Origin of the sequence: Agrobacterium cavarae, from assembly GCF_004310285.1 — a bacterium.
Lineage (GTDB): Bacteria > Pseudomonadota > Alphaproteobacteria > Rhizobiales > Rhizobiaceae > Agrobacterium > Agrobacterium cavarae.
Genome location: NZ_SISF01000028.1, coordinates 79,977 through 101,350, shown reverse-complemented (window position 1 = coordinate 101,350; position 21,374 = coordinate 79,977). Strand labels below are relative to the sequence as shown.

Here is a 21,374-nt window from a genome sequence, read left to right as displayed (position 1 = left end):
TCCGGGTGGCCAAGCGCCGCCCGGCGTGGAGCAGAATGGATCGACTGGCTTCACCGCCGGTCGAAAGCGCGTATGATGGCTGGTTCAAGCCATTCGTTTACCCGGAGCATCGATGAGCAATACCCCATCGCAAAGCGGATGGAAGTGGCGTCAGTCTAGCGTCTTGCCAGGTTTCGGCCTGACGCTCGGTTACACGATTACCTATCTCTTTCTTATTATTCTCATTCCCCTCGGTGGCCTTATCTGGTCCACCGCCCATCTCGGATTTGCCGAGTTCGTCGCTATTGCCACCGATCGTAGAACCTTGAACGCGCTTCGTGTCAGTTTCGGCACGGCCTTCATTGCAGCACTCGTCAACGCCTTTTTCGGCGTCATCATCGCCTGGGTTCTGGTCCGCTATCGCTTTCCGGGGCGCCGCTTTGTCGATGCGATCGTGGATCTTCCCTTTGCGCTGCCGACTGCGGTTGCCGGCATTTCGCTGACGACGCTCTACTCCAATCGCGGCTGGATCGGTTCGCTGTTCGAACCGCTCGGCATCAAGATCGCCTTCACGCCGATCGGCATCGTCATTGCCCTGATCTTCATCGGCCTGCCCTTCGTCGTGCGCACGGTGCAGCCCGTCATGGAAGAAATCGACCGGCAGGTTGAGGAGGTTGCAGCGACGCTCGGTGCCAACCGTTTCCAGACGATCACCCGCATTCTGCTGCCGGGCCTCGTTCCCGCCATCCTCACGGGTTTCGCGCTCGCCTTTGCCCGCGGCGTCGGGGAATATGGCTCCGTCATCTTCATTGCCGGCAACATCCCCTATGTATCGGAAATCGCTCCGCTCCTGATCGTCATCCGGCTTGAGGAATTCAACTATGCGGGCGCGACCGGCATCGCCACCATCATGCTGATCATCTCCTTTGCGATGCTCTTCGTCATCAATCTCATTCAGGCCTGGAGCCGTAAGAGGTATGGTTATGCCTGATAAAGCTCAAACCCTTCCCGCGAGGCCGTTCCGCGATCCGGCAAGCGAGGGACTGCCAGCAAAGCTTGCCCTTTTTCTTGTCGTCTTCCTGTTTTTGGCGCTGTTTCTCGTGCTGCCTCTGGTGGCCGTTTTCGTCGAAGCCTTCCGTAAAGGCTTGGAATCCTTCTGGGAGGCGATCGTAGAGCCGGATGCGCTTGCCTCCATCCGCCTGACGCTTCTGGTCGCCGTCATCTCGGTTCCACTCAATCTGATCTTTGGCGTGGCAGCAGCCTGGGCTATCGCCAAGTTCGAGTTCAAGGGCAAGGCCTTCCTCATCACCTTGATCGACCTGCCATTCTCGATTTCGCCGGTGATTTCCGGTCTCGTCTACGTCATCCTGTTTTCGTCCCACAGCGTGCTCGGGCCCTGGCTGAAGAGCTATGGCATCGAGGTCCTCTTCGCCGTGCCGGGCATCGTCCTTGCGACCATTTTCGTCACGTTCCCCTTCGTTGCCCGCGAACTGATCCCTCTCATGCAGGATCAGGGAACCGGCGACGAGGAGGCCGCGATTTCGCTTGGTGCCTCTGGCTGGCAGACCTTCTGGTATGTCACCTTGCCCAACATCAAATGGGGTTTACTCTACGGCGTGCTTCTGTGTAACGCCCGCGCCATGGGCGAATTCGGTGCCGTTTCAGTGGTGTCGGGTCATATTCGCGGCGAAACCAATACCATGCCGCTGCATATCGAAATTCTTTACAACGAGTACAATATGGGCGCCGCTTTTGCGGTGGCCACACTGCTGGCGGGACTGGCGCTCGTCACCCTTGTACTCAAAACCATTCTCGAAATACGCTTTGGCGCGGGCAACGCTGCCGGCAAGCATTGAAGGGCATATTCATGGAAGTGAAAGTTTCCGGCATCACCAAGCAGTTTGATCGCTTTCCAGCGTTGAACGACGTGTCGCTCAACATCCGCTCCGGCGAGTTGATTGCACTGCTGGGCCCTTCCGGCTCCGGCAAGACGACGCTTCTGCGCCTGATCGCGGGTCTTGAGCAGCCGACGGCCGGCCAGATTTTCTTTGGCGACGAGGATGCCTCCCACCGTTCCGTCCAGGAGCGCAATGTCGGCTTCGTTTTCCAGCATTACGCGCTGTTTCGTCACATGACGGTGGCGGAAAACATCGCCTTCGGCCTGAAGGTGCGACCCTCTGCAACACGACCGGCCAAGGCGGAAATCCGCAAACGCGTCTCGGACCTTTTGGACATGGTGCATCTGTCCGGGCTGGAAAAGCGCTATCCCAACCAGTTGTCCGGCGGCCAGCGCCAGCGTGTTGCGCTCGCTCGTGCCGTCGCCATTGAACCCCGGGTACTGCTTTTGGACGAACCTTTCGGTGCGCTGGATGCCAAGGTGCGCAAGGAGCTTCGTCGTTGGCTTCGCGAATTTCACGATCGCACCGGCCACACGACGGTCTTCGTCACCCATGACCAGGAGGAGGCCCTGGAACTGGCAGACCGCGTGGTGGTGATGAGCCAAGGCAAGATCGAACAGGTCGGAACGGCGGATGATGTCTATGACACGCCAAATTCCCCCTTCGTCTTCTCCTTCATTGGCGAATCGTCCAACCTTCCGGTCAAGATCCAGAACGGCCAAGTCGTGTTTCAGGGAGAGAGCATCGGCCTCGCTGAGACCGGAGATGGGGAGGGCGACCTGTTCTTCCGTCCGGAAGATGTGGTGCTGACGAATGAGCGAGACGCACTTTACGGGAAGGTGACCACCTGTCGCCGCCTGGCCGGTACGCGCATTGCCGAAATTGATATCGCCAATAATGGGCATGAGCCCTATCATCTCGAAATCGAGGTGCCACTGGATGCCTCTGTGTCCGTCGGTAACGACGTGCGCTTTCGTCCCACCCGCTGGCGGGTTTTCAGAACGTAAAAGGTGGAAAAGGAAAAGGGCCGCTTCGAGCGGCCCTTCCATGAGTTTGGTCATTGTCTCAGACCCGAAACGTTTTGCAACGCTTCGAAGGGAAGGCGGATCAGGCCGAGGGCTGCCTCGTCAAAATCAAATCCTTTCCATTGCCTGCTGCCAAGACCGAAATCTCATTAGACATTGGATCACCTTCCTTTCTCTACGTTGAACATAGGATGAAGGTAATCCGATTCGCGCCGATTGCAAGAGGGCGCGCTTATATCGATGCCGTAAGCCGAACAAGCCGAGATGAAGCGCCGTGCGTCCTATTGGACGCGCAAAGGACGCTCTATCTTTTTTGATCTACGCATCGTGCTTTCCGAGAATCGACTCCGATTGTCGGGCCGATGCTGTAGGCCGCAAACGGCAGTGCGGCGCCGGAAAGGCTGCCCGAGCCCGCCGCCGCCAATCTCAAGTCTCTGATCTTACTCGCTGATACGCATCACGATCTTGCCGATATGGCTGCTGCTTTCCATCAGCCGATGGCCTTCCGAGACCTGATCGAAGTCGATCACGTCATGAATGACAGGTGCCACCTTGCCGGCTTCCAGTAGCGGCCAGACCTGCTCGACGAGTTCATCGCGAATGGCGCGTTTCTCGTCAGCCGTGCGTGGCCGCATGGTGGAGCCGGTGACGGTGAGGCGCTTGACCATGATGGGGCGTAAGTCCACCTTCTCGGCAATCGTACCGCCCAGAAAGGCGATCATGGACAGGCAGCCATCCTTGGCAAGCGAGGCGATGTTTTTTTCAAAGTAGGATGCGCCGATCATGTCGAGAATGACATCCACGCCCTTACCGCCTGTCGCGTCCTTGATGACGGCGGCGAAGTCCTCTTGTTTGTAGTTGATCGCTCGTTTGGCGCCAAGCGTCTCGCAGGCGTCACATTTCTCCTTCGAGCCTGCCGTGGTGTAGACCTCGGCACCAAAGGCCTTTGCAAGCTGGATTGCCGTGGTGCCGATACCGCTGCTACCGCCATGGATCAGAACACTTTCGCCTTCCGTCAGGCCCGCCATCTGGAAAAGGTTGGCCCACACGGTGAAGAAGGTTTCGGGCACCGCTGCCGCCTTCACCGCATCATAACCTTTGGGGAAGGGCAGGGCCTGGCCAGCGGGCACGACGCAATATTCGGCATAGCCTCCGCCATTGGCAAGCGCGCAGACCCGGTCGCCAACTTGGAAATCGCTGACGCCTTCACCGAGCGCGACGACTTCACCGGCGACTTCAAGACCGAGAACCGGGCTTGCGTCTTTCGGCGCGGGATAGTTTCCCTGACGCTGCGCCACATCCGGTCGGTTGATCCCTGCTGCGTGAACCTTGACTAAAAGTTCCCCGGCCTTGGGTGAGGGCAAAGGCCCGTTTGAAAACGTCATGACCTCAGGTCCGCCAAAGCTCGGCAGATCGACAAAACGCATGGTGGACGGCAGTGACACGGGTGGCCTCCTCAAAGCTTTCTTACGTCCGCTAAACTTAGGTGACCCGTGTGGCTTATGAAAGAAGGCGTAATGCCGCTCCCCTTATTTCATTTCGCCATGGCTGCAAATGACGAGACCGGCATCGCTTTCCTTGGCCGCCTTCTTGATGTTGGCGATTTCGGCGCCGATACCCTCGGGATTGCCGATCAACATGCCCTTGGGCAGTTGAAGGACGCCGATGGAGCAACGCAGAAGGGCAAACTCCCGCTCGTTGCCGAAGCGGTCGAAGCCCTTGATCTGTCCCGCGAGACGATCTTCTTCCGAATACAGCGAGATGACATCGTCGTGGAAATCGCTGAGCAACCGCTCCAGAATTTCCGTCACCTCGTCCTTCGTCCAGTCGCGAACGCCAATGAAGAAATCGTCGCCGCCGATATGGCCGAGGAAGCAATCGCCGGAGAAGAAGTATCGTTTCATCAGCGCCGAAAACAGGCTGATCGCGTGGTCGCCGACATGGAAACCGTATTTGTCGTTAAAGGGTTTGAAGTTGTCGAAGTCGCAATAGCAGAAGAAGCGATCTTCATCGCTATCCCGGCAGGATTCCTCAATGAAGCCGCTGATCGCCCGGTTGCCGGGAAGCGCCGTCAGGGGGTTTTGTTCCTGCGCCAGCTTCAATTGCTTTTCGTTGATGACCTTGATCAGCGATGCGGCCGAGACGACGCCGACATAGCGCATGTTTTCGGTGAGGATCACGCAGGCACTGCCGCCCATATTGGCGAAGATATTCATCAGCCGATCCGCATCCGCATCCAGCCCGACGATCGGGGCGCGATCGACGAAATGCGAGATCGTCCGCTCATAGACCTTGTTCTTCAAGAGATCGCGGCCGAAGGGCTGATAGATGTATTCCTTCAGGTGATACTCGTTGATCACCCCGCGCGGTTCGCCATTGGCGTTGAGAACGGGAAAGAAAGCCTGCTCCGGATTGCGGCGGAAGAGTTCGAAGACGCTGTCGATGCTGTCGTTCTCATAGACGGTGGGCAGATGCTCGATCTGGCGACGGATCAGGATCTCGTCGAGCGTCTGCCGGTTGCGCCGGTTTTCGCCGAGAATTTGCAGATGCGGAAACGATGTCTGCAATTCCTTGACGAAAGTCGTTGGGCGAGAGACGAACCAGCCTTGGACCAGATCGACGCCCATCTCCCGGCAGGCGAGGAATTCCCCTTCCGTCTCGATGCCTTCGGCAATGACGCGCACGCCGAGCACATGAGCGATGTTGACAATGTTCTTGACCATGTGCCGCTTGCGCGGATTGCGCTCGACATCCTGGATGAAGTAGCGGTCGATTTTCAGATAATCGACATCGAAATCGCAAAGCAGCTTCATCTCGCCGTGGCCGACGCCAAAATCGTCGATGGCGAGCTTGAAGCCTTCCTTGCGCATGCGGTTGATGAGGGTGCTGAACTCCGGCACGCTGGTATTGTCGAAGCGTTCCGACAGCTCGAAGCAGATGGAGGAGGGCGGGATCTTTGCCTGCGCCAATTGTTCCAGCAGCTTGTCGACAATGATGTCGCCGTGGGGAATGAGCCTGACATCGAGGTTGAGAAACAGCGTGGCCGAGGCCAAATCCGGAAGCGTGGAAAATTTGGCGAGTGCGCGGCTCGCAATCATCTTCTCCAGTTCGATGAGCTGGCCGTCCGCTTCGACATGATCGAGAAGTTCGAGTGGATTGGAAAAGCCGATGCGGTCATAGCCGCGCATCAGAGATTCATAACCGAAGACCGTGCCGGTCGTCGCTTCGACGATCGGCTGGAAGGCGCATTCGAGCACCAGCTTTGCCATGGAAATCATCTGGCCGCTGGAAAACCGTCTTATGATATTTGGCTCGGCACTTATCGACACCACGCGTTTTCTCCACCATTGCAGGATCGTCTGCAGCAATCCTGCCCGACCCTATGTTTTTAGGCGGGAGTGTGGAGAGAACTCCTCAATGAAAACTTTACGGCAGATGAAACTTTGGTGACAGTTTCATGTCCGGTCAGGTGGCGTCAAAGCGGACGTCGCTCAGCGTCTCTGCGTATTGTGGAAGGCATAAAGCTCCGCCACATTGACGGCCTCGCTATCCATCTTGCGGCGCTCGACGAAGCCGCCCTTGTTTCTTTGCTGTGTCTCTGCCCAGAGCTTCAGCGCGGCTCGCACGACCTCGCTGCTGGAGGCGTAGGCACCGCAGGCCACGGCTTCGTGCATCTTCGCGGCCTGTTCCGGAGAGATCGATACGGTCAACACTGGCATGGTGGTCCTCCCTATTACCAAGCTGCGGGATTTTTCCCGTCAGCCGCATTTGCCGTCGTAAACTCACTTTGCAGCATGTGCATATTCTGCGGATCGCAAGGCGGCGGTCGAATAGAACGTGGGAAGTTATTCTTGGTTCCCGCTAAAAATACTCAGAGCCCGAAGAGTGTCGAACACGTGATCGATCCTCTCATTGACATGGCGCAAATCAGGTGAAAACCCGTCGCATTTTTTATTGATTGATCAGTCAATCAATAATAAAAAAGACCCAAAGGAGATCGGTATGCCCAAAGTCGGAATGGAGCCATTGCGGCGCAAAGCGCTGGTCGATGCAGCTCTACGCACCATAGGCCATCATGGTTCGCTGAATGTGACGATGTCGGACATCGCACGAGAGGCGGGGGTCTCGGCGGCCCTCGCGCACCATTACTTCGGCAGCAAGCAGCAACTCCTGCTGGAGACGATCCGCAGCCTGTTGCGGGATTTGCGGCGGGATGCGGTTGCGGCGTTGACACGGGCCTCCGGCGCACGCGAGCGCCTCAGTGCTATCGTGCGGGTGTCGTTTCAAAGCGACCAGTTCACCCAGGAAACGGTGGCGGCGTGGCTGGCCTTTTACGTCGAGGCGCAGCGCTCGGAAGAAACCCGCCGTCTTCTCGTCGTCTATACCAAGCGCCTTCGCTCCAACATCATGCATAGCCTCGGTCGTCTTTGCCCGCCCGACGACGCGGCAAGGATCGCGGAAGGGGCAGCGGCACTGATCGACGGGCTTTATATTCGCCACAGTCTGCATGCCGCACCGCTTGGCATCTCCGCCGCGGGCGCTCTGGTCGAAGATTACTTCGACGTGCAGCTGAAACGCTTTTTGGACAACAAGCCGTCCACCCGCATTCTTTGAGGACACTGATCATGACGTTGAAAGCCCAGCCGAAAGCCTCGCACTTCATCGATGGCGACTATGTTGAAGACGACAAGGGAACGCTGATCGAAAGCATCTATCCGGCGACCGGTGAGGTCATCGCGCGCATTTATGCGGCGACCCCTGCCATTGTCGAGCGGGCAATTGCCTCGGCGAAGCGTGCGCAGAAAGAATGGGCGGCGATGAGCCCGACGGCACGCGGGCGTATCCTGCGCCGTGCTGCAGACATTATGCGCGAGCGCAACCGCGAGCTTTCCGAACTTGAAACGCTCGACACCGGCAAGCCTATTCAGGAAACCATTGTTGCTGATCCGACCTCCGGTGCTGATTGCTTCGAATTCTTCGGCGGCATCGCGCCATCTGCGTTGAACGGCGATTATATTCCGCTCGGCGGCGATTTTGCCTATACCAAGCGCGTCCCGCTGGGTGTCTGCTTCGGTATCGGCGCCTGGAACTACCCCCAGCAGATCGCCTGCTGGAAAGCTGCGCCCGCGCTCGTCGCGGGCAACGCCATGGTCTTCAAGCCATCGGAAAACACCCCGCTGGGTGCTTTGAAGATTGCAGAAATTCTCATCGAAGCGGGACTGCCGAAAGGTCTCTTCAACGTCATTCAGGGGGACCGCGATACCGGCCCGCTCCTCGTCAACCATCCAGATATCGCCAAGGTGTCATTGACTGGCTCGGTTCCGACGGGCCGCAAGGTCGCTGCCGCGGCTGCGGGCCATCTGAAGCATGTGACGATGGAACTCGGCGGCAAGTCGCCGCTCATCGTCTTCGACGACGCCGATATCGAAAGTGCGGTTGGCGGCGCCATGCTCGGCAATTTCTATTCCTCGGGGCAGGTCTGCTCCAATGGGACGCGCGTCTTCGTTCAGCGGGGTGCGAAACAACGTTTCCTCGACAATCTCAAGAGCCGCACCGACGCCATGATCATTGGCGACCCCATGGATGAGACAACCCAGATCGGCCCGCTCGTCTCGAAGGCGCAGCAGGAGAAGGTGCTGGCCTATATGGAGAAGGGCAAGGCAGAAGGCGCAACGCTCGTGAGCGGTGGCGGCATTCCCAACAATATCTCCGGCCAGGGCTATTACGTGCAGCCGACCGTCTTTGCCGATGTGAAGGACGACATGACCATTGCCCGCGAGGAGATCTTCGGGCCGGTGATGTGCGTGCTGGATTTCGACGATGAAGACGAGGTCATTGCCCGCGCCAACGCGACCGAATTTGGCCTCGCGGGCGGCGTCTTCACCGCTGATCTGTCGCGTGCGCATCGCGTCGTTGACCAGTTGGAGGCCGGCACGCTCTGGATCAACACCTACAATCTGTGCCCGGTCGAAATGCCCTTCGGCGGCTCCAAGCAATCCGGCTTCGGCCGCGAAAATTCAGCCGCAGCCCTCAATCATTACAGTGAGTTGAAGACGATCTACGTGGCAACAGGCAAAGTCGAAGCGCCCTATTGATGGCGCGCTGCTCCCCTGCTCAGGGAGTATCCAATCGATCCGGCTACCCGCCAGTCGCCTTTCGGCGCTGACGGCGGGTGATTAACACCAAGAGAGATAACAGATGCAGCAGGCAGATTTCGTCATTGTCGGTTCCGGGTCCGCTGGCTCAGCCATGGCCTATCGCCTGTCGGAAGACGGCAAGTATTCTGTCATCGTCATCGAGGCAGGCGGGTCGGATTTCGGGCCATTCATCCAGATGCCGGCGGCACTGGCCTGGCCGATGAGCATGAAGCGCTACAATTGGGGGTATCTCTCCGAGCCGGAGCCGAACCTCAACAATCGCCGCATCACCGCACCCCGCGGCAAGGTCATTGGCGGCTCATCCTCCATCAACGGACTTGTCTATGTCCGTGGTCACGCGGAAGACTTCAACCGCTGGGAGGAACAGGGTGCGCAGGGCTGGGCCTATGCGGATGTACTGCCTTACTTCAAGCGCATGGAGCATAGCCATGGCGGCGAGCAAGGCTGGCGCGGCACGGATGGGCCGCTGCATGTACAGCGAGGTCCCGTGAAGAACCCTCTGTTCCATGCCTTCATTCAGGCTGGCGCACAGGCCGGGTTCGAACTGACAGATGATTACAACGGTTCGAAGCAGGAAGGCTTCGGCCTGATGGAGCAGACGATCCATGACGGTCGTCGCTGGTCCGCGGCAAACGCGTATCTGAGGCCGGCTCTGAAGCGCGGTAATGTCACGCTCGTGCACGGCTTTGCGCGTAAAATCGTGATCGAGAATGGCCGCGCGACAGGAGTCGAGATTGAACGCAAGGGTGCCGTCGAGACGATAAGCGCAAACCGCGAAGTGATCGTCGCGGCCTCGTCCTTCAACTCGCCGAAACTGCTGATGCTTTCCGGCATCGGTCCGGCGCAGCATTTGCAGGACATGGGTATCGAGGTGGAAGTGGACCGCCCCGGCGTTGGCGCCAATCTGCAGGATCATATGGAATTCTACTTCCAGCAGGTCTCGACCAAGCCTGTATCGCTCTATTCATGGCTTCCCTGGTTCTGGCAGGGCGTGGCGGGTGCGCAGTGGCTGATGACCAAGGGCGGGCTTGGTGCCTCCAACCAGTTCGAGGCCTGCGCCTTCCTGCGCTCCGCACCAGGATTGAAGCAGCCGGATATCCAGTTTCATTTCCTCCCCGTCGCCATTTCCTACGACGGCAAGGCTGCCGCTAAGAGCCATGGCTTCCAGGTGCATGTCGGCTACAATCTGTCGAAATCCCGCGGCGACGTTAAGCTTCGATCGTCTGATCCGAAGGACGACCCGGTGATCCGTTTCAACTATATGAGCCATGCAGAAGACTGGGAGAAATTCCGCCATTGCGTGCTCCTTACGCGCGAGATTTTCAGCCAGAAAGCCTTCGACGAGTTCCGCGGTCCTGAAATCCAGCCGGGCGAAAAGGTTCAGTCCGATGCGGAGATCGACGCCTTCCTGCGTGAACATCTCGAAAGTGCCTACCACCCCTGCGGCACCTGCCGGATGGGCGCCAAGGACGATCCTTTGGCCGTCGTCGATCCAGAATGCCGCGTCATTGGGGTCGATGGCCTGCGCGTGGCGGATAGCTCGATCTTCCCGCATGTGACCTATGGCAACCTCAATGCACCGTCGATCATGACAGGAGAAAAGGCCGCCGATCATATTCTCGGTCGACAGCCGCTGCCGCGGTCAAATCAGGAGCCCTGGGTCAATCCGCGGGCGGCGGTCAGCGATCGCTAGAGCTCCGCGCGTCCTTTTGGATGCGAGGGACGCTCTATGTCTTTGAAACCACGATGCGTAGGGCTCAATGATAGTCGTCTTCGCGCTGGTGGCGGACTGCGGCTATCGTAACGGTTTCCGGACCGTCGATACGGAAGAGAACCACATAACCTGATGAGCCGAATGGAACAAGGAGCTCGCGCATAACGCTGGTTCCACCATCTGCGCGGCGGCAGCTGAAGGGAAAATCAACCAGAATACCAAGCCCTGCGCTTATTGCCCTTAGGGCCCGTGCGGCGGTCTCGATGTCATATTCGATCAGGTAATCGTAATTGCGATCAAAGTCTTCCAGCGCTTCGGCGGTGTACCGGAGAGTATAAGTCATTTTTGCTTGGAAGCTCTCGCCGCTTTAGCGGCCTCAAGTTTCTGCCGCATCGAGGATAATACGTCCTCAGTCGTGTAATATACCCCTGTGCGTTCGGCCTCCTCCAAAGATGCCAAACCTCTGGCGATGAATTCCGCCTGCGATTTGCGGATTTCCACCTGCTTGCGCACGGCCTCTTCGATGAAGCTGGACAGGGTCTCGCCCTCTCTGAGGACGCTTTGTGCTTTTTCTCGAAATTCCGGCTCGACCCGAAGGGGCGGCAGCGTCGCGCTTTTCATCGGAATGGCTCCTGCATTGCAATTGCGATACGCAAATCTGCGCCTTTCCATGGCATTTGTCAAAGACATGGTTGCAATCGACGCGCCTGGGTCCGATAAGAAATCTTGCCCTTTGAAATGCAGAAACGTACCATGCCCGCAACTTACAAGAACATGAAAATGGTCCGCCGTTCCCGCGTCATGTGGGGATCGTGGCGGATCTGGAAGCCAAGAGCCGTTTTCTGGCTCGGGGCCATTGCGGTAGGGCTGATCAGCGTCGCCTTTGCCAAGGCGGCAGATTGGGCGCAGCACGTTTTTGCCGCGACCACATCGTCAGGCGAGTGGGCATTTCTTCTGCCTCTGATTATCACGCCGCTTGGCTTCGTTCTTTGCGCCTGGCTGGCGATGGTGGTGTTTCCCAATTCCGGCGGAAGTGGCATTCCGCAGGCCATCGCCGCGCGCCATTTCCATCATGACGAAGACCGGTCTCGCCTGTTGTCGATCAAACTTGCCGTCGGTAAGATCGTGCTGACGGTTGTTGGTCTCATGTCCGGCGCATCCATAGGGCGCGAGGGACCAACGGTACAGGTCGGCGCCTCGATCATGCTTCTGGCCGCACGGGTTGGCGGCATGGCGCAGGCGAGGGGTCTGATCCTCGCCGGATCGGCAGCAGGGATCGCTGCGGCCTTCAACACACCACTTGCCGGCGTCGTCTTTGCGATTGAAGAGATGAGCCGGTCCTATCAGTCCCGCGCCAACGGCCTGGTGCTGACCGCCGTCATCCTCTCGGGTTTGGCTTCGCTCGGACTAGTCGGCAGCTACACCTATTTCGGCACTAGCACCGTCATGATGCAAACGGGGAAGGATTGGAGCCTCGTTCTAATCTGCGGTATCGGCGGCGGCTTTCTGGGCGCCATCTTCAGCGCGGGCGCGCTCCGCGCCTCGCAGCGTATTCGCCGTTGGGCGCACACGGTTCCGTTGAAGCGCATGCTGATTGTTGCAGCCGTCTGCGGCTTGGCCTCAGCCATCATCGGCGTCCTCAGCGGTGGTGCGACCTTTGGCACCGGCTATGAGCAGGCGAGGGCGGCCGTCGAAGGTGAGCCCGCGCCGATGTTGTTCTTTGCCGAGAAGCTGATGACGACATTCCTTGCCATGCTGTCGGGCATTCCCGGCGGCATATTCGCCCCATCGCTTTCCGTAGGTGCGGGCTTCGGCAGCACCGTCTCTTCTCTTCTTGGCAGCAGCATCGCGCTCGGCGCCATCCTTGGCATGGCAGGTTATTTTGCCGGTGTCGTTCAGGCCCCGATGACGGCTTTCGTGATTATTCTGGAAATGACGGGCAATCATGATGGCGTCATCGCGATCATGGCCGCGTCGATGCTGGGCTACCTGACCTCACGAATGATCTCTCCTGAGCCCCTCTACCACGGCCTGTCGCGCGTCTTCATCGCGCAGGGAATCAGGGCGAGGCGCGCGAGCGAAGCCGAGCACCACGAAAGCGATACTCAGGCAGAGCCGGGTGCGCGCTCCGGCGCCGGTTCGAACGAGTTGACGCCGAAGTAACCGAGCCCCGGGATCTTGATGCCGGGGTTCTGGACGTCGATGCCAGCGACGAGGCCGAGAAAATTGATTTCAAAGCCGCTGCGTAAACCGGCGGACAGTCCAAACAGTCCACCGAGCGAAATGCTGACATCCTTCCAATCCTCGGCAATATGGACGAACTCGCCGTTCGGCAGGTAGTCGCGGCCGACGGCGTCGGGTGGCAGCACCACGCCGAGTTCCGGCACGCTGCGCAGAACATGGGCAATAAAGGTATTGGAATTAGGGCCAGGGTAAATCCGGTAGCCCCCTGCCTTGGCATAAGGATAGTCGGCGATCGCCTGCTGGATTTTCGGGATCAGCCTCTCGGCTTCTTCACCGTGCATTTCCAGAACCTTGCGGGGCATGTTCGAATACCAGTAGGCATCCGGCGCGTAGGCATTGCGGCGGATGGGTGAGCCCCAGCCGACCTTGTCGTAGCGCTCATAGCTCGCAGCACCCTCCGGCTTCATCACGATCCAGGCGTGGCTGGCAATCGAGCCTTTGAAGCCGCCGGTCATGGCCGAGTAGACATAGATCGCCGCGGGCTTGTCCATGGCCGCATCCGGCAGAATGCCCGCGGAAGACCAGCGCGCATTGCGGTAGCCGGTGGGATGGTCCTTCATTACCCACAGACCCGCAGAGGCGAGGGCAGGCAGGAGATAGACGAGAAAAACGACGGCCAGAAACCGCTTGGCAAATTTCAATGGAGTGCCCCGTGCATGATGCGAACAATAGGGTTAGATAGGGATCGCATTTCGAATTTTTTGAGGCCGGCATCATGCACAACCCCGTTACCGTTGAGATCACCCGCGGCAACCTCGTCGAAAGCCGCCATCGAGGCACGGCCGTCGTGGTGGATGGCGATGGCAAGGTTGTCTTTTCGGCAGGCGATGCCGAGAGCGTGGTCTTCCCGCGTTCCGCATGTAAGGCCATGCAGGCCTTGTTCATGGTGGAAAGCGGTGCTGCGGATGCTTACGGTTTCGGCAACCGAGAGCTCGCATTGTCCTGCGCATCCCATTCGGGAGAAGAGGCGCATGTGGAACTGGCGGCATCGATGCTCGCACGGGCGGGCCATGATCTCAGCGCGCTGGAATGTGGTGCGCACTGGTCGCTCGACCAGAAGGCGCTGATAGGCCAGGCGCGCAGCATGGAGAAGCCGACGGCGCTGCACAACAACTGTTCCGGCAAACATTCCGGCTTCATCTGCGCCTGCAGCCACAATCGCATCGAGACGAAGGGTTACCTCAATGCCGAGCACCCGCTGCAGCGCGAAATCCGCGCGACGATGGAAAGCCTCACGGGCGCTGCCGTCGCCGAGGACAGTTGCGGCATCGATGGATGCTCCATCCCGGCCTATGCCGTACCGCTAAAATCACTGGCGCACGGTTTTGCCAAGATGGCGACCGGGCAAGGGCTGGAGCCGATCCGCGCTCAGGCCTCGCGTCGGCTGATCGAGGCTTGTATGGCAGAGCCCTTTTACGTTGCGGGAGCGGGCCGCACCTGCACCAAGCTCATGGAAATCGCCCCGGGTAAGATTTTTGCGAAGACCGGCGCCGAAGGGGTTTTTGTCGGCATCCTTCCGGAGAAGGGATTGGCCATCGCGGTCAAATGCGAGGACGGCACGACCCGTGCCGCCGAAGCGATGATTGCCGCTCTATTGGCGCGGTACGTCGAAAAGGAGAGCGTGGAAGCGCATGCTCTCGACGCGATCGCGAACCGCTCCATGAGGAACTGGAACGGCATCCATGTCGGTGACATCCGTGTAACGTCGGCTCTAACACTTTGATTTAAAACATCTTACTTTCCGGAAATCGATTCCGATTTCCGGGTCGATGCTTGAGCGCTTAAGCCGGTTCGGCAGCTCGCGCATCCCACATTGCCTTGAAGGCCGGGCGGGACTGGCAGCGCTCCAGCCATGCCTTCACGGCAGGATGCGCATCAAAAAGCGGCGCGTGCGTCTGTGCGTAGCGAACCACTTCCGCAGCGTTCAGATCGGCAACGGTGAAGCGGTCGCCGACCAGATAGTCTTTGTCCGCCAAGTGCTGTTCCAGCACGCGAAAGGGCCGGCGCAACATGCGCGCTGCTACCTCGATGACGGCCTTGCCGGTTTCGCTGTCGGCCAGGCCCTCGGCAAAGGTCGAAGAGATCTTCAGCGAATTCGTCTCGATTTCCGTCGCGGCGAAGAAGGACCATTGCAGCATATGCGCATCTTCCGCCGCGTCTTTTGGCGCGACGGACGTGCCGTATTTCCGCGCCAGATAGAGATTGATCGCCATCGACTCGTAAAGCACCATGCCGTCATCGTCGATGCAGGGGATCGTTCCCATCGGGTTGATGGCCAGATAGGAGGGCGTCAGCGTGTTGAGCGGCGCATCGGCTGCCATCGGGTCGGCGAGCCGCCGCGCCTGGATGACGGGCACATGGTCGAACGCAATATCCAGTTCTCCTGCAAGCCATAATGTCCGCGTGGCCCGGGAGCGATAGACGCCATAAATTGTCAGCACTGCAAAACCCTCTCATTTTTGTAGGACGTTAGAGCCATTTCTGGCCGAATCCAACGTTTATGTCACGTTTCGACAGGAGGTGTAGTTCAGCTGGCGAGATTCTGATATATGTAGGAATCCTAATAAAAAGAATGCAATATTGACAGTATTACTAGGAGAGAGCCGCGGTGACGGCAGACGGTAGAGACTGAATTTTGTTAATTCAGTATAAGTATATCTTCTGTAGGCTAAATCCCATTGCTCTCCAGCCCGTTTGTGCTGACCATCGATCATAAGCAAATGCACCAGACTGAAGAATTTTAATGGAGTTTTATAAGATGCGTGAAGAAAACGGTCCAATACCGTCAACATCATCGGCGCCATCTCTCCAAATCCCGATGTCTTACATCCACCGGCACGGTCTGACTTTCTTGCTCGATAACGTACCCGAAATGGTTTTCATCAAGGATTGCGAAGGCCGGTACGAGTACATGAACGCCGCCGCCCTTGCCTCACTCGGCCACGAGCGGGATTACCTGGACGGGCGCACATTGACGATCTTCGACCTCGCGCCGAAGCAAGTTGCCGATTGTATCGATCGCCTGGATCGCCGCATCCTTTCCAACAATACCAATGTCTACGATGCCGAAGAGCCGATCGCCGCAGACGACGGAACAACACGCTGGTACTCGGGCACACGCATCATTCTACGCGATGATGATGGTACGCCGGTGGGGCTTGCCGGCGTTTCACGCGAGATCACCCTGACCAAGCGTCAAGAAACCATGCGCAAAAGCCATGCTGCTCTCCTGGAAATGATCGTCAAGGGAAAGCCCCTCAAGGATATCCTCGCCGCCGTGGTGCGCGAGGTCGAAAGCCTGCTGGACCATGTCTGTGGTTCGGTCCTGTTGCTGGACGAGAAGACGGCATTGCTGCGCAACGGCGCGGCACCGTCGCTACCGAAAGAATATGTGTCGAAAGTGGATGGTGTTCCCGTCGGGCCGACCAATGGCTCCTGTGGCACGGCCGCCTTTCGCAGAGAGCCTGTCTATGTCAGCGACACGCTGGAAAATCCGCTCTGGACCAATTATGTCGAAGCGGTCAAGCCCCATGGCCTTCGCTCCTGCTGGTCCACGCCTGTCATAGGCAACAACAACGTTCTGCTCGGAACATTCGCGCTCTACTCCAAAGCGGTTCGCATGCCGACAGAGACGGAAAAAGAAATCATCGACATGGCAACCAATATTGCCGGGATCGCGATCGACCGCCGCCGTGCCGAAGAACGTGTACATTACATGGCTCACCACGATCCGCTGACCGGTCTGTCGAACCGCAATCTCTTCTGGGGCCAGTTCCGCCGAGCGCTTCACGAGGCGAAGCGGGAGGGTCGTCTGGTGGCAACCACCTATCTCGATGTCGATAAGTTCAAGCAGATCAACGATCTCCACGGACACGCAGCAGGGGACGATGTTCTTCGTGCCATCGCCGAACGTATCACCAAAAACGTTCGTGCTTCGGATATTGCGGTGCGCCTTGGTGGTGACGAGTTCGCCATCATCTTCAGCAATCCCAAACGAGATGAAGCCGGGGTGATGACGCGGCTTGAAGCCATTCGCCAAGCGGTGCAGGAGCCGATCGCAATTTCGACAGGCGCGATTACTGTGACCTGTTCGATGGGAACGGCGTTCTATCCGACCGATGGAACGACGCCGGAGAACCTTTTGGCCCGCGCTGATACCGCCATGTACGAGGCGAAGAGGGTTGGTCGAGACGCTGCGAAAGCCGGGCCAGAGGTTGGAAGCGCCGCGTAACGCGAAAGACGAATCAGGCCCTGGACGGCCAGCGCTCTAGGCGCGCGCATCCGGAGCAAGGCGCGTCTCGAAGCGTCCGATGAAGCGGTCGAAAAGTGCGGCGAAAGCGGCCACATCCTCCTGCGGCCAGTCACTGACCACATCTTGGATGATTGCGATCTTGGCGTCGCGCATATCTTCGAGAATACTGCGGCCCAGTGCCGTGACAACAATCACGCTGCGCCTGCCGTCTTCCTGCGACACATCCCGCTGCAGCAATCCTCTGCCAACCATATCTGCGACCAGACGGCTTCCACGCGATGGATCAAGCCGCATGCCTTCGGCAATCGACCCGACTGTCGCGTCACCCTGTGTCCGATGCACCACATCCAGAACATCGAGATGCGAAAGATCGAGCCCTGGTGCGAGCTTCGCGATCGCCGTACGACCGATGACACGCCGGCCGATCATGATGCGCATGCGTGTCATGGTGTGGCTGATAGCTAGCACGTCATCCTGAACGGACATGCTCCTATCGGCGCGCTTGAGGATCTGATTGTTCATGTGATGCCCTCGCTCCTAACCAAGCACAACATACAACAATCCTTCGAAAGATGCCATTGACATATATGTGCCAAAAGCACATAAATTGACGCCTAACGCGAGGCCTTTCCATGGATATGTCGGTGAACTCTGCGGCTCCACTCGTGACGGAGCCCCGTCGCAGACTTATTGTGTTTCTATTCCTGATGCTGGCCATGTTCATGGCGACGCTGGATAACCAGATCGTCTCCACCGCATTGCCGACCATCGTGGGCGAGTTCGGCGCGCTTGAACGTTTCGGCTGGGTCGGCTCCGCTTATCTCCTGGCCACCAGCGCCGTCATGCCGGTTTATGGAAAGCTCGGCGACCTCTTTGGCCGCAAATATGTGATGATCTTCGCCGTCGTCCTCTTTACCATCGGTTCGCTTGCCTGCGGCCTGGCCTGGTCGATGGATTCGCTGATCGCTGCCCGTGTTCTTCAGGGCCTTGGCGGCGGCGGTATCATGGTGTCGATCTTCTCCGTCAATGCCGATCTGTTTGCCCCGCGTGAACGCGCCCGCTACCAGAGCTATTCGAGCCTTGTGATCATGGCGTCCGGCAGTGTCGGACCGATCCTGGGCGGCACGATGAGCGATCTCTTCGGCTGGCGCTCCATCTTTCTCATCAACCTGCCCATCGGCATTGTCGTGCTGCTGGGGCTTGCCTTTCTCCTGCCGTATCGTCGACCCGACCGTCAACCGAAGATCGATTACATCGGCGCGGTTCTTCTCGCCGCCGCAATTTCCAGCGTTGTGCTTTGGGCTGACAGTGCTGAACTCTTCGGCTCGCTGATTGCCTGGCAGAGCCTTGCGATCATTGCCTTCGCCATTGTCTGCGCCACTCTTTGGGTACAGGTGGAGAAGCGCGCGCCTGAGCCGATCGTGCCACTGCGCTTGTTCAAGGATTCGACCTTTCCATTGCTGATGATCATTTCGATCGTCAGCGGTGGTCTCGGCATCGGCATGGTCAATTACTACGCGCTCTTCCTGCAGACGACGACCGGGCTTTCGCCTTCTGAAGCCGGACTCTTCTTCATCGCCGTCACCGGTGGCATCGTCATGGGATCGCTGACGGCAGGCCGGCTGATCTCGAAAACGGGAAGCTACAAGCCGTTTTCGATCATCAGTCTGTCGATTGCCGTAGTTGCGATGCTGTCTCTCTCGCAGGTCCATGCTGGTACACCCCTGGCGATCATCGCTGCACTGTTGTTGCTGCAAGGACTTGGTGTTGGCCTCGGCCAGCAGGCGCCCATTATCGGCGTGCAGAATTCCGCGGCGAAAGCCGATATCGGTGCGGCAAGCGGAGCCGTTACCCTGACCCGCATGGGCGGTGCGGCACTTGCGATCTCCATCTACGGCGCGGTCATATCCTCAAGTCTCAAGGGGACCGGCGCCGATATTCAAGGGATTGGCAACATTCAGGAACTGACACCCAAAATGCTGGCGCAATTGCCTGCCGCCTCGCAACACGCCGTGGCCGATCTTTATGCCGCCGCTTTCACCCCGCTTTTCCTCGTCGCGGCTGCAACGGCGGTGATCGGTCTGGTCGCTGCGGTGATGCTGAAGAATGTCCGGCTGCCGATCAGCATGGAACAGAAGGCGCCGCAAGACTGAAATCTGGCGGCACCGGTATCGATATGTCCCGACCGATGACGGCCCGGTTGCGGCCGTCTCGTTTGGCCTCATACATACGCAAGTCCGCCTCCCTGAGGAGAACGTCCGCATCGCAAAGTGCGGAAAAACTCGCTGTCCCTATGCTGATGCTGAGCTCCACGATCGCGCCGGACTCCGTCAGAAGTGGCGTCGAGGACACCGATTTCAGGAACACGGTCGCCATGCGGTCGATCTCCGCCGGTGAAGTGACGCCATCAAGGAAGATGACGAATTCCTCGCCGCCGATCCGCCCCAGAAAGTCTTCTGGTCTCAGACCTTTTCGCAGCGCCTTGGCAATCGTCTGCAAAGCCTGATCCCCGGTCCGATGGCCGAAACGGTCGTTGATGGACTTGAAGTGGTCCGCGTCAATGAAGAGCACGGTGCCTTCGGTGCTAGCACTCTCGCTCATGCGCTGCATGAAGCCGATACGATTATAGGCCCCGGTCATGGGATCGCGCAGGGACGCCTCTATGGCGGCAGCGTGGGCGGCAACCAGATCGCGATGCAGACTATCGAGCTCCAGATGAGAGCGGGTGAGGGCGGCGCGGGCCTGTTTCAAACGCTCTAGTTGATAGAACTGAACGCCGCTGGCTGGTCCGGCAATGGCGATAGGGCAGATGATTGCCATCAAGAGGCCGACACCTTCCACGGTGCCACCCATCTGCGGAACGAGGACTGAAACGATCAATAGGGACGCCGCCAGAGATCCGACAGCTGCGAGCGTGGCGCGAAAGATGATGCGTGACCAGAATCCCTTCATTGCGCCGATACCCCTTTTGTCGGCAAAACCGCTTCCCCCGCCAAACCGTTTCGCACAAAATGAACCTTATTCCGCACGGTTCGTTTTGTCTTGCGCAAGAAGTTTTGAAGCATCGTAAATTTCGGTCGATCCCGACGCCATGAAACCAGAAAAACTGCTCAGCCCGACACCGAAGGGGCTTTATTGCCCGGTGGGTGACTTTTACATCGACCCGGTGAAGCCGGTGCCGAAGGCGTTGATCACCCATGGTCACTCGGATCACGCGCGGGCAGGGCACGAGAAGGTGCTGGCGACGCGCCAGACGCTCGACATCATGCGCTTGCGGTATGGCGAGGATTTTACACTCAGCGAACAGGCAATCGACTTCGGAGAGATCGCGCAAGTCAATGGCGTGACCGTCGGGTTTCATCCGGCCGGACACGTGCTCGGCTCCGCCCAGATCTCCATCGAATATGAAGGTCTGCGCATCGTCGCGTCGGGGGACTACAAGCGCGGCGTTGATCCCACCTGTGCACCCTTCGAGCCGGTTCCCTGCGACGTCTTCATCACAGAGGCCACCTTCGCGCTTCCGGTGTTTCATCACCCGGCGCCAGCGCGTGAGATTGCCAAGCTTCTGACGTCCATTCGCCAGTTCCCGGAGCGCACGCATCTTGTCGGCGCCTATTCGCTCGGTAAAGCGCAGCGCGTGCTGCGACTGCTGCGCGACAACGGCTATTCCGGACCGGTTTATATTCACGGCGCTCTGGCAAAGCTCTGCGATTACTACGTCTCCCAAGGTATCGATCTTGGCGACATCCGCCCTGCCACATTGGAGAAGAGCAACCCGGCGCAGTTCAAGGGTGCGATCGTCGTTGGCCCGCCCTCGGCGTTCCAGGAACGTTGGGCGCGTCGTTTCAACGAACCGCTCATTGCCTTTGCCTCAGGTTGGATGATGGTGCGCCAGCGCGCCAAACAGGGCGGTGTCGAATTGCCGCTGGTCATTTCCGATCACTGCGATTGGCCGGAACTCTTGGAAACGATCAAGGAAGTCGCGCCATCGGAAGTGTGGGTCACGCATGGCCGTGAGGAAGCACTCGTGCGCTGGTGCGAACTTCAGGGCATTCCGGCCCGTCCGCTGCATCTCGTCGGATATGAAGATGAGGGGGACTGAGC

At 58.6% G+C, this 21,374-nt stretch carries 20 protein-coding genes; 11 read left to right on the top strand and 9 right to left on the bottom strand.

Annotation, left to right across the window (positions count from 1 at the left end; genetic code table 11):
• The first annotated feature begins 112 nt into the window (after positions 1-112).
• From cysT to EYC79_RS09325, 3 genes are read left to right on the top strand one after another with little or no spacing between them, the layout of a single operon-like run.
• Positions 113-970, top strand: coding sequence for a sulfate ABC transporter permease subunit CysT (gene cysT / locus EYC79_RS09335; RefSeq protein WP_062438305.1), 858 nt, complete (start codon positions 113-115; stop codon positions 968-970).
• Positions 963-1,835, top strand: a complete 873-nt coding sequence (gene cysW, locus EYC79_RS09330) for a sulfate ABC transporter permease subunit CysW (protein ID WP_130977787.1) — start codon at positions 963-965, stop codon at positions 1,833-1,835. The genes cysT and cysW overlap by 8 nt, the downstream gene beginning before the upstream one ends.
• An 11-nt stretch (positions 1,836-1,846) precedes the next feature.
• On the top strand, positions 1,847-2,884 hold the full coding sequence (locus tag EYC79_RS09325; protein WP_113272060.1) for a sulfate/molybdate ABC transporter ATP-binding protein: 1,038 nt from the start codon (positions 1,847-1,849) through the stop codon (positions 2,882-2,884).
• Positions 2,885-3,342: 458 nt separating this feature from the next.
• Here EYC79_RS09325 and EYC79_RS09320 read toward each other — a convergent pair whose 3' ends face one another.
• The 3 genes from EYC79_RS09320 to EYC79_RS09310 form a co-directional block, all read right to left on the bottom strand.
• A complete protein-coding gene (locus EYC79_RS09320) occupies positions 3,343-4,329 on the bottom strand; it encodes an NAD(P)H-quinone oxidoreductase (protein WP_130977882.1) in 987 nt (328 codons plus the stop codon).
• A gap of 102 nt (positions 4,330-4,431) precedes the next feature.
• On the bottom strand, positions 4,432-6,180 hold the full coding sequence (locus tag EYC79_RS09315; RefSeq protein ID WP_376782220.1) for a GGDEF domain-containing protein: 1,749 nt from the start codon (positions 6,178-6,180) through the stop codon (positions 4,432-4,434).
• 213 nt (positions 6,181-6,393) lie between these two features.
• Entirely contained in the window at positions 6,394-6,621 is a 228-nt protein-coding gene (locus tag EYC79_RS09310; protein WP_062438292.1) for a ribbon-helix-helix domain-containing protein, read from the bottom strand.
• Positions 6,622-6,904: 283 nt separating this feature from the next.
• On the opposite strand from EYC79_RS09310, the gene betI reads away from it, so the two are divergent.
• The 3 genes from betI to betA all read left to right on the top strand — a co-directional run bounded on the left by betI (position 6,905) and on the right by betA (position 10,753).
• A complete protein-coding gene (gene betI / locus EYC79_RS09305; protein ID WP_062426169.1) occupies positions 6,905-7,516 on the top strand; it encodes a transcriptional regulator BetI in 612 nt (203 codons plus the stop codon).
• Between the two features lie 17 nt (positions 7,517-7,533).
• The gene (betB, locus tag EYC79_RS09300) at positions 7,534-8,997 is read left to right on the top strand and encodes a betaine-aldehyde dehydrogenase (RefSeq protein ID WP_205654356.1); all 1,464 of its coding nucleotides are present in this window, start codon (positions 7,534-7,536) and stop codon (positions 8,995-8,997) included.
• A gap of 103 nt (positions 8,998-9,100) precedes the next feature.
• Positions 9,101-10,753 (top strand): choline dehydrogenase, encoded by a 1,653-nt coding sequence (betA, locus tag EYC79_RS09295; protein ID WP_130977785.1) that lies wholly within the window; start codon positions 9,101-9,103, stop codon positions 10,751-10,753.
• 64 nt (positions 10,754-10,817) lie between these two features.
• Here the strand turns inward: betA and EYC79_RS09290 are convergent, their stop codons facing one another.
• On the bottom strand, positions 10,818-11,117 hold the full coding sequence (locus tag EYC79_RS09290; protein WP_130977784.1) for a type II toxin-antitoxin system RelE/ParE family toxin: 300 nt from the start codon (positions 11,115-11,117) through the stop codon (positions 10,818-10,820).
• On the bottom strand, positions 11,114-11,395 hold the full coding sequence (locus EYC79_RS09285) for a YlcI/YnfO family protein (protein ID WP_113326868.1): 282 nt from the start codon (positions 11,393-11,395) through the stop codon (positions 11,114-11,116). The genes EYC79_RS09290 and EYC79_RS09285 overlap by 4 nt, the downstream gene beginning before the upstream one ends.
• A gap of 132 nt (positions 11,396-11,527) precedes the next feature.
• On the opposite strand from EYC79_RS09285, the gene EYC79_RS09280 reads away from it, so the two are divergent.
• Positions 11,528-12,937: a chloride channel protein gene (locus tag EYC79_RS09280; RefSeq protein WP_165456995.1), complete on the top strand. Its 1,410-nt coding sequence runs from the start codon at positions 11,528-11,530 to the stop codon at positions 12,935-12,937.
• On the opposite strand, the gene EYC79_RS09275 is transcribed toward EYC79_RS09280, so the two are convergent.
• Positions 12,880-13,659, bottom strand: coding sequence for a DUF3750 domain-containing protein (locus tag EYC79_RS09275; RefSeq protein ID WP_165456994.1), 780 nt, complete (start codon positions 13,657-13,659; stop codon positions 12,880-12,882). The genes EYC79_RS09280 and EYC79_RS09275 overlap by 58 nt on opposite strands.
• 74 nt (positions 13,660-13,733) lie before the next feature.
• Between EYC79_RS09275 and EYC79_RS09270 the strand changes: the two genes are divergently transcribed.
• Complete coding sequence (locus tag EYC79_RS09270; RefSeq protein ID WP_130977782.1) at positions 13,734-14,741, top strand: asparaginase; 1,008 nt, start codon at positions 13,734-13,736, stop codon at positions 14,739-14,741.
• Positions 14,742-14,799: 58 nt separating this feature from the next.
• On the opposite strand, the gene EYC79_RS09265 is transcribed toward EYC79_RS09270, so the two are convergent.
• Positions 14,800-15,459, bottom strand: a complete 660-nt coding sequence (locus EYC79_RS09265) for a glutathione S-transferase family protein (RefSeq protein WP_062425832.1) — start codon at positions 15,457-15,459, stop codon at positions 14,800-14,802.
• A gap of 302 nt (positions 15,460-15,761) precedes the next feature.
• Here EYC79_RS09265 and EYC79_RS09260 point away from each other — a divergent pair, with 302 nt between their 5' ends.
• Positions 15,762-17,249 carry a diguanylate cyclase domain-containing protein gene (locus tag EYC79_RS09260; protein ID WP_130977781.1) on the top strand — a complete coding sequence of 496 codons (1,488 nt, stop codon included), beginning with the start codon at positions 15,762-15,764 and terminating at the stop codon, positions 17,247-17,249.
• A 36-nt stretch (positions 17,250-17,285) separates the two neighbouring features.
• On the opposite strand, the gene EYC79_RS09255 is transcribed toward EYC79_RS09260, so the two are convergent.
• A complete protein-coding gene (locus tag EYC79_RS09255) occupies positions 17,286-17,756 on the bottom strand; it encodes a MarR family winged helix-turn-helix transcriptional regulator (protein WP_418122395.1) in 471 nt (156 codons plus the stop codon).
• Between the two features lie 146 nt (positions 17,757-17,902).
• Here EYC79_RS09255 and EYC79_RS09250 point away from each other — a divergent pair, with 146 nt between their 5' ends.
• Positions 17,903-19,423 (top strand): MDR family MFS transporter, encoded by a 1,521-nt coding sequence (locus tag EYC79_RS09250; RefSeq protein ID WP_130977779.1) that lies wholly within the window; start codon positions 17,903-17,905, stop codon positions 19,421-19,423.
• On the opposite strand, the gene EYC79_RS09245 is transcribed toward EYC79_RS09250, so the two are convergent.
• On the bottom strand, positions 19,392-20,222 hold the full coding sequence (locus tag EYC79_RS09245) for a GGDEF domain-containing protein (RefSeq protein ID WP_130977778.1): 831 nt from the start codon (positions 20,220-20,222) through the stop codon (positions 19,392-19,394). The genes EYC79_RS09250 and EYC79_RS09245 overlap by 32 nt on opposite strands.
• Positions 20,223-20,361: 139 nt before the next feature.
• On the opposite strand from EYC79_RS09245, the gene EYC79_RS09240 reads away from it, so the two are divergent.
• The gene (locus tag EYC79_RS09240; RefSeq protein WP_165456992.1) at positions 20,362-21,372 is read left to right on the top strand and encodes a ligase-associated DNA damage response exonuclease; all 1,011 of its coding nucleotides are present in this window, start codon (positions 20,362-20,364) and stop codon (positions 21,370-21,372) included.
• Positions 21,373-21,374: the final 2 nt, after the last annotated feature.